The organism is Moorena sp. SIO4G3, assembly GCF_010692305.1.
In the GTDB taxonomy this organism is placed as follows: Bacteria; Cyanobacteriota; Cyanobacteriia; order Cyanobacteriales; family Coleofasciculaceae; genus Moorena; species Moorena producens_A.
This window is the reverse complement of record NZ_JAAHIG010000152.1, coordinates 10,572-19,598: the sequence shown is the minus strand read 5'-3', so window position 1 is coordinate 19,598 and position 9,027 is coordinate 10,572. Positions and strand designations below refer to the sequence as shown.

Here is a 9,027-nt window from a genome sequence, read left to right as displayed (position 1 = left end):
GCGAGGCCAATGAAGGGGCCCGCGATCTTCATCATCCCCCGTTGCACAACGAGCTACGGCTTTGGGACGGACGCGTCCAAGAACGGCTCGGCCGACTCGACGCCGCACAAGAAGCCTACGAGCGCGTGCTCGAAGCGGCGCTCGAAATCGACCAGTTCGAGTTGGCCTCGCGGGCAGCCGAACAACTCGTGCTCATCATCGGAGATATATAGGATCTGTATCTTCTCCTTGAGGATTTTGTTTTTCAATTTCTTTGAAAGAGTCTTTAATCTCTTTTTCGACACTATCAGGTAAGACTATTGTTCGGCCTATAAAGCCCATCACATTTTCCCATAGAGTGCTTAGTAGATATTGTGTATCTGATGATGAAGTTGAATTGTCCACGATAGTCTTTAACTCTTCAAGCAGTTCATCTGCTTTGTGTCGATCGATTTTTATTGTCTGTAAGGATTCTAAAAATCGTTGAATATCTTCTTCCTTATCCCATTTACCTACATATTTACTTTCTGTTCCGTTTAAAATGTAATCTAATTCATAGACATGAAAGCCTGACTTTCTTAGCCACACCACCATGTCTAATATTTCAACAACATCCTCAACAGCAAATATTTGAATTTGTTTGTTGATTAAGCGCAAAAGAATGAGGTACTGTTCAATGGGTAATTTTGCTATGGTAGCCAGTTGAGCATGGCGATAAAAGACAGATAAGTTTTGAACTGTTAAGTCTATCTCTTCCTCACTATTGCTATTACTAAAAAAGGCTATTCTCAGGGCTTTCAATTCATCCAAACTGATTCGTAATCCAGCAGCAACTCTGCTGGCGTTCGTTGCTGTCTCGTTGTTTTGCCCAACTTTCCAAGTTAACGGAGTCTCTTGATAGAGTGGATTCAAATAATTTCCACTTAAATCTTTATAATCCGGATGATAAGGCTCTTGTCCGCCAAGAAGGTAGTGGTGGTTAAAAACAATGTCGAAAAGCGCCTGAGAAGGTTCGTTATCTCCCACACCGCTAGTTTTAATATCGTGCCAAAAACTACAAACTACATCTAATTTAAGTTTATATTTTTCGGCGATTTGCTTAATTTTGGCAATTTTTATGATTGTGTTGGAATCATCGTCAATTTTCGGATTATCATTACTAATCGCTCTGAGAACCCAATCTAAATCGGCAAAAGACCAATTAAGTTTTTTAGCTAAACGGACAAAACGATTAATGCGATCTAGGGTGTCACTATTCAGGTGAGTAATTTCATTAGAATCAGGTGAAATCTGGAGGTAATCATTATTGCCCAAACCCCGGTTAATGAAAAACTGATGGCACATTCCTGCCTCAATTTCTGGTTTACTCAGGTTTTGGTAAAGGAGTTGGTTTAATTCGTCTAATGTAAGTCCTGTTCGAGCTAGAAAGTTGTCAACATTCTTTAACTTATCAATTTCAGTATTCGTTAAGTTATCTACCCCATAAGATTTCCCTAAAGCTTGAGAATCCTGGGCGGAGGAAGTGGTGATTAATTGATACTCTTGATGGGAAAGCTCTAAATACTCCCTAGCCACCTCTTTTTCGTCCACACCAAAGACGCTGTAAATATCAAACAAACTGGTCTTCAGTTGAGCCAGATACGTCCGAATCTGAGTCAGAGGTAAGTTAAATGGAAGGTTAAAAGGATAATTTTGTTCTGCTAATGCGCGAAAAGGGACAGTGTCTGGATCGCGCTGCAGTAGGGTATTGACCAAATATGTCAATCTTTCGTTAACAATTTGGAGATAAGGTATTTGGTGATTGGTCTTTTCACAGGTTAATTCGATTTCAGCTAAATCGGGGCGACGGTTTTCTAATTGGAAATTTGCTGGAATTTTGTCTTTATTGGGTTGTGTAATGTAGCGATCGACAATCCGCATCAAATCAACAAAATAGGCAGCGGGACTGAAGATGGAGCGACAGTGTTCGCATTCGCAGTAGTTGAGAGTACCGAATAATTCTTGATAGCTGGGGAAGTCCTCGAATTTGTGAATGTCACTACCGACGTTATTAACGCCCATAGCACGAGTGTGGGGTGAAGCCACTTGATGGTGGACATTTGCCCACAGGAGTGCTGTTTGGGCTTTGACAGCGGTGGCATTTTGGTGGATTGTTAGAGCAACTTGCTCACCATCTTGTTCACCATTTACACTTAATATTTCACTATAATCTTGAATAAACTCGGTCTCAGGAATGGCAGCGATCGCATGAGCAGAGTCCAGCTCTTCACTGGAAAGCACCTCACCCTCACGGGGTTGTGTCGATTGGTTCAATAAGGCTTTGGCAATTTCCGGATCTGGGTTCAGTCGCAATAGTCGCTGGTATTTTTTTAATAGTTCTAGAATTGTTTCTCGCTCTAAGTTGTCCCAGTTTAATTTGTCGGCTTGACCATTGCGAAAATTAAATTGAAGGATATCAAAATCGGGGTTTTGATTGTAGAAGGAATTGAGGTTATTGTCTGATATTTTTATAGTTGACATTTTATTTTCCTGGTTTTTGTTAATTGAATTGTTTGGATTTGGTGATGTCTGGCTTAATTCCCCTCCTGGGAAGGGTTGGGTTTGGGTTTGATTTCGGTGCGTTACACTGTCGTTAACGCACCCTACAAGATGGGCGATTGGCCGTAGGCCACGCTACGCGATCGCACTCCGATCCTTCGATTGATAAGACAAGGGAGGAATGTGTTGGGTTTCATTCCTCAACCCAACCTACAAGATCAGAGATCGCACTTCACCACAAAGTATCGACATCGTAGTAAGTAAAAGCAATATCATTAGTCAAGATTACAATTTTTTCCAATTGAGTTTGAGCAATTAACATCCGATCAAAAGGATCTTTATGATGCAGAGGAAGAGCAGCAGCTTTGAGTGCATGAGATGCTGTAATAGACAAAGTATTTATTCCGTCCATTTGCATTTGTTGAGGAATAATAATTTCTGGTGTTTGGGGTAATTTTAACTTGCTCGCTTTGTATTTAATGCCGATTTCCCAGATACTAGCTACAGATAACAAAAGTTCGTTATCGAAGGCAATAATCGCTTCTTGGGCTGTTTTGCTCAATCTTTCTGGTTCAACTAACCACCACAACCAACAGTGAGTATCCAGTAATAATCTCAATCTTCTTCTCCTTCAAATAAGCGAATCAAATCTTTGTCAGGTTGGTTGAAATCATCAGGTACAGTAAATTGACCACGTAAACGTCCTGGAAGACGCTTTGAGAGTTGAGATTCTTGATACTGACTCAATAATGCCACTGGTTTGCCTCGATTGGCAATGACGATCTTTTCTCCCTGTTGCACTCGGACTAAAAGTTGCGAAAGTTGTGTTTTGGCTTGGTCAATATTGATTACTTCCATCTTCTTTATACTTACTTGAATAAACTATACTAAGTATAACATTTTAGAGGAAATAGTTTATTTGTTGGATTTCTTTTCCTTAACCCAACCTACAAGATCAGGCGATTGGCCGTAGGCCACGCTACGCGATCGCACTTTAGAAGCGATCAAGATTGGGATCTGATATTTTTATAGTTGACATTTTACTTTCCTCGTTTTTGTTAATTGAATTGTTCTGATTTAGTGATGTCTGGCTTAATTTTGGTTTGATTTCGGTGCGTTACACTGTCGTTAACGCACCCTACAAGAGCTAAAATTGTTTCCCGATCTAAGTTGTCCCAGTTTAAATTGTCAGCTTCCCCATTGCGAAAATTAAATTGAAGGATATCAAAATCGGGGTTTTGCTTGTAGAAGGTATTAAGGCGATCGTCTGATATGTTTATAGTTGACATTTTAGTTTCCTGGTTTTTGTTAATTGAATTGTTCTAATTTGGTAATATCTGGCTTAATTCCCCTCCTGGCTCCTCTCCTAGCTCCCTGGGAGGGGTTGGGGGGTGGGTTGGGTTTGATTTAGGTGCGTTGCACTGTCTTACTTATTAAGTGAAACAATAAAACTGAGAGTTCCTTCCTGTTTAAGCCAATCTTTGTATGCCTCTATAAATTGAGGTAGAAGCTTGTTGAATTTATCTTTATGATTTCCTGTGGCGACCATATGCATTAGTTCGTGTTGCCCAGGCCCAAACTCTTTTTCACGTTTGCTTCTTTGAGTAAGCATCAAATTAGTTATTTGATTTGCATAGTCTGGAATTACTGCTTTGAAAATCAAATGATGAATTTCTGCTGGACGTCCACTTGCTTCTTTTAGAAAAGAGTTTAAGTTAGTATTATGAAGCGAAATATTCTTAAATTCCTCTGTTGCTTTTGAGCGCATTGTGCTGTAAAGAGGAATCATTTGCTTGGAGCCTGTATATTCATCTAATGATTGTTTCCAGAAATTTCCTAAAATCGGATTATAATTGAAATGAAGTGGCTTACTTGCTCGAAATAATTCATATAGATCTTTGGTTGTATTAAGACTCAAGATGCCTTTTCTATCTGAACCAATATCATATTTGATTTGGTTTGCTAAATCGGAGTATGTTTTCACGACTTCTGTAGTTGGTTGACCATAGTGATCGACTAAGGCTTGCAAATTTATATCTTCAACTAAAACATTCTCAGAAGGCTTAATAACCCAATCAAATTTATTAGTCGCTGCCACTTTAGTCGCTGGCGCTTTAGTCACTGCTGCTTTTTTAGCTGGAGCTTTAGTCACTGCTGCTTTTTTAGCTTTTTTAGCTGGCGCTTTAGTCACTGCTGCTTTTTTAGCTTTTACTAATCCCCGCGCATCAGCATAACGAATCGGATTCCCCCCCACAAACCCATATAAATTCAACCCATCCACCGTCCCCGCCGGATCAGGCTTCAACCACCTTCCCAACCAAGGGACATAATACCTCGCCCCATAATAATAAAATCCCGTCACACTATCCCGTTCCTTTCCTGAATAGCGGTACTGCTTCAGTTTCACCTCACTTAAACTGCGCCCCGCCACCAAAGCCGTCCCCCCATAGGGAAAATATTCCTCATAGCTGATAATTTGCCCCTCTACATCTATTTCCATTGTTGCTGAACCCAAATGGTTATCTAACTGATAGCGAATCTGCGGATTTTTCGTCCCATTAGGTGGCGTTCCTTCTGTCCAAACAATTCGCGTCGCCACCGCAGTTTGATCATCCATTACCCTTATTGAATGCCGTTCCTCCACCACCATGCCACCTTGACTGATGCGCTTAATCTCCAGCATCCCTAAATAGATTGTCTCTTCAATGCGAGCAACCGCACCACCATTCCCATAGCTTTCCCTCACCTTGCGGACGCGCTTTCCCGTACTGTCATAAACGTAATATTCTCGATCAGAAGGAGTATTTTGACGTTCAATCACCGTCACCCTAGACATATTGTTCCGATAGTCCCAGGCAATGCCTTTCAACCCCAACATCCGCGTCTGATTGCCATTACCATCAAAATACGAACTTACCTCCTCTGGCTTTTCTGTCAATTCGCTGTCAACTGCCCGATTAGAACTATCTGACACCGTAAGGTTGCGCGTCCGATCTTTAGCCCCGTGGTGCTGAATGCGGTATAAATTCCCCCCATCGTCATAGGAGAAGCGGCGCATATAGTTTTGTAGTGCCTGCCCGTTATTAGTCGGCTGTATGGGCAACACCCAATTATCGTCAAAACCGCCCCGTTGTGCATTCTGGGGTGACAGTGCCGGATGTTCCCTACCTGTTGCCTTAATCAACCGATACAGCGCATCGTAGGTATACTCGGACTCGGGGTTCACCTGTTGATTGGCATTGAAGACGAGTTCCTGCGCTTTATCGGTAATGTGGGTAATATTGCCCACCGCGTCATAGGTGTAATTCAAATCTTGCAGCCTTTTAGAATCACTTTCTCTGATTGTCAGAATTTGAGTCAGGCGAAAGGTAGTGGTTTCGTATGCGTAGCGAGTTGTCACTCCATTGCCATAGACGATAGTTTGACGCTGCCCTTTGGGATTATAATCAATACTCTGCACATAAACTTCCCCATCCATCCGAATCTGATTTAACCACCCCGATAGATGATAAGTGGGTTGATACACACTGCTATCAGGATTGATCGTTACTGTGATGCGCCCCAAAGCATCATATTGGGACTGAGTGACGTAATTGTCTGATTCCAGGGTTTCTCTCAGAGTTTCAGCAGAAATATCGCTCCAGTTCACTGTCTGCTGATAATTGTGATTCAATTGCTGGTGAGTCACCAGAGGCAGTCCCAGTATGTTGTATGCCTCACTGGTTATCATTCCCGCCTCGTCAAAGTGGCGGTACACTTGACCCCGCAGATTCTGTTGTTCTGGCTGGGAGACAACAGGGTTCCCCCTTGCATCCAAACTATCTCCATAGAACGTGCGTTCAACAATCTGATTCAATGGCGTAGCACCATCGCCCCCCTGAACGCGAACCGCAACTGGGCGGTGTAGGGCATCGTATTCGGTGGTCATCTCAAAATTGCGGGAATCTCTACCATAAATAGAATTGCCCACCACATTGTGCAAAACCCAATCAGTCCCCGCATCCACGCTGACAGTCTTCAGCACAACGCCATTCATGGTATAGGTCATACGGAAATTTTCTTTGCCTGATGCAGAGAGTCGGGGGTCGGCACTGGAGAGTTGATTTCCCTGAATATCCCATTCATAATGGGTAATCAGCTTAGTTACATCCTCTTTCTGTTGAATATCCTGAATTATCCGACCCAAGTTATCGAGTATTTTTTCCTCTGGCGTATGGTAGAAAACCGCAGCTTTTGTCAAGGCAGCGCGTTCTTGAGCCGTCAAATTGGAATTGTAATAGGGAGAAGAGGGATCGGGTTGACTGGGATTGTTCGCTTTGTAGTAAGGCGAATCCTTGATAGTATCATTCTCATCGAAGTAGCGTTCTCCCCAAGGTGTAAATTCAACTTTACTGAAAAATCCTTTAGCAGTTTCCGTGCGAATTACTCGTTCTAGGGGGTCATAATATAGCGTATCAGATACCCCAAACTGATTGAGAATTTCGTTGTTTACATATTCATAGGTATTGAGATAATAAGGCTCATATTGCTTAACGGGATTACCCTTATTGTTATAAACCTTGCGACCAGACGTTAACCAGCGATCGCTACTTACTTCTGTCTCGATACTACCATCAGCTTTAACAAAAAATGCAGTGCCAGCATCGGCTTTTACCTTACTTTGTAACTCCCTACCAAACCCATCACTATAGGAAATATTGGTTAGGATTCGAGCATTACCATTATTAGGATAATCTTCCGCAATTAAATTAACTGCATGAACCGGAACATTATTTTCTTTCCAGGCAAACAAATCGTAATAAAAATAGCTAGCAGCACCCTGTAAATAATCCTGGGGATTCGCCATCAATTCTTCTAAGTTAGGCAACTCCTTAATTTGATAGTCTTCCAGTGGTTCAAAACCCTGAGACTCCCCATTTTCAGTTCCATAAAAAGAGGTGACAACTACCATCCCCATGGGGTCAAACAGCACCTCAGAAATATTTTGATTAATATCCCGGATTCGCTGGGTTTGAAGCGTCTGATAATCGACCTTTTCCACCACCATCTCATTACTTAAAGCATCCGTCACCTTTACGGTCAGCAAATTATAAGCGTCATAGTCATAAGTAGTAGCATTACCAAAGGGGTCGATTGTCGCTTTCGGTAAAAAGAATTTGTCTGCACTATTATAAGTTTGGGTTAATCCTGGATTCCACCAATAATTATCCTTAAGCTGATATCCCCCTTCAGTAGAAAGTAAATTTTTCAATTGGTCTTGATTTAAGGCACTGTTAAATGCTTCTTGAACCTGTTCCCGATCAAATTCAGCAACTTCAGTTTGATAGGGCAAAGCTTCCGGACTAACTTCTCCCCATGGCAGTGATTTCTCCTGTTCCGGCGACCAATAATAATGACGTTGCCAAGTCAATAGCCGAGAAGCATCAGAATCTAAAACCTGCTCTAAATAATCATCAACTTCAGCGAAACTAAAATATTGCTCACCTGGCTTTAAAGTAATATTAGTAATTTCATAACTCTTATTTTCTAGAGGAACGCCTAGTAAATTAATATCTTCTCCCGTGATATTAATAAACCGATTATCCTCACTTATTACCTTCAAACTCAGTTGTTCAGGTCTTACATTCCCCTCCTGATTCCCCTCCTCGGAGGGGTTAGGGGTGGGTAGGTTAGGGGTGGGTTGTCTCCTACCATAAGCCACCGTACAAGAACGAAGCACATTCCCATAGTCATCCACCTTCAAAACAAACTGATGACTAATGCGCGGATCATCAGCATTACGTTCATACTGATAGCTTAAGGTCTCCCTAGGCTCAACAAAATAAACTCCATACTTATTATCCCCCTTCGGTTGCAATAACTTGACGTGATAATTCGTTTCAGTCACAGCATAGGGTTTATCTTCCAAGTCAGAACCATCTAAACCATAAACCTCTTCCCTCAGCACCATTCCTTTTAACGTCCAGTACGCTTGACGACTGGTTTCTGCATCAACTTCCCCATGCAAATCTGCAAAGATACTATCCGGGAACTGATAAGCTTGACTATCCCCCTGGAAATACTCCTTTTCATACTGGCGAGACAAAGAACCATAACGCTGCCAAGCTCCGGTATGATACCAAGTTTTAGTTAATATGGGCGGCACATAAAAATCTTTCCCATCCCCTCTGAGATTTTTGCCCCCTAAATCCCCCAATCCTGGGGGACTTTGAAATCCTGTTCCCCCCAAAGTTGGGGGGCTAGGGGGGCTAGATACATTTTTCTCCCCTCTGAGATTTTTGCCCCCTAAATCCCCCAATCCTGGGGGACTTTGAAATCCTGTTCCCCCCAAAGTTGGGGGGCTAGGGGGGCTAGATACATTTTTCTCCCCGATCAGATTTTTGCCCCCTAAATCCCCCAATCCTGGGGGACTTTGAAATCCTGTTCCCCCCAAAGTTGGGGGGCTAGGGGGGCTAGATACATTTTTCTCCCCGATCAGATTTTTGCCCCCTAAATCCCCCAATCCTGGGG

General features: G+C 42.4%; 6 protein-coding genes. 1 reads left to right on the top strand and 5 read right to left on the bottom strand.

Annotation, left to right across the window (positions count from 1 at the left end):
• Window positions 1-212, top strand: a 212-nt coding sequence (locus F6J99_RS23935; RefSeq protein WP_293115966.1) for a hypothetical protein, incomplete at its 5' end; no start/stop codon positions are given.
• On the opposite strand, the gene F6J99_RS23930 is transcribed toward F6J99_RS23935, so the two are convergent.
• The 5 genes from F6J99_RS23930 to F6J99_RS23910 all read right to left on the bottom strand — a co-directional run bounded on the left by F6J99_RS23930 (window position 196) and on the right by F6J99_RS23910 (window position 8,950).
• Window positions 196-2,499, bottom strand: a complete 2,304-nt coding sequence (locus F6J99_RS23930) for a Tc toxin subunit A (protein ID WP_293115964.1) — start codon at window positions 2,497-2,499, stop codon at window positions 196-198. The two genes, F6J99_RS23935 and F6J99_RS23930, sit on opposite strands and share 17 nt — an antisense overlap.
• A 250-nt stretch (window positions 2,500-2,749) precedes the next feature.
• Window positions 2,750-3,136, bottom strand: a complete 387-nt coding sequence (locus F6J99_RS23925) for a type II toxin-antitoxin system VapC family toxin (protein ID WP_293115962.1) — start codon at window positions 3,134-3,136, stop codon at window positions 2,750-2,752.
• Window positions 3,133-3,375: a type II toxin-antitoxin system Phd/YefM family antitoxin gene (locus tag F6J99_RS23920; RefSeq protein WP_293115960.1), complete on the bottom strand. Its 243-nt coding sequence runs from the start codon at window positions 3,373-3,375 to the stop codon at window positions 3,133-3,135. The genes F6J99_RS23925 and F6J99_RS23920 overlap by 4 nt, the downstream gene beginning before the upstream one ends.
• A gap of 200 nt (window positions 3,376-3,575) precedes the next feature.
• A complete protein-coding gene (locus F6J99_RS23915) occupies window positions 3,576-3,806 on the bottom strand; it encodes a hypothetical protein (protein WP_293115958.1) in 231 nt (76 codons plus the stop codon).
• Between the two features lie 137 nt (window positions 3,807-3,943).
• Window positions 3,944-8,950 (bottom strand): toxin TcdB middle/C-terminal domain-containing protein, encoded by a 5,007-nt coding sequence (locus F6J99_RS23910; RefSeq protein ID WP_293115956.1) that lies wholly within the window; start codon window positions 8,948-8,950, stop codon window positions 3,944-3,946.
• Between the last annotated feature and the right edge of the window lie 77 nt (window positions 8,951-9,027).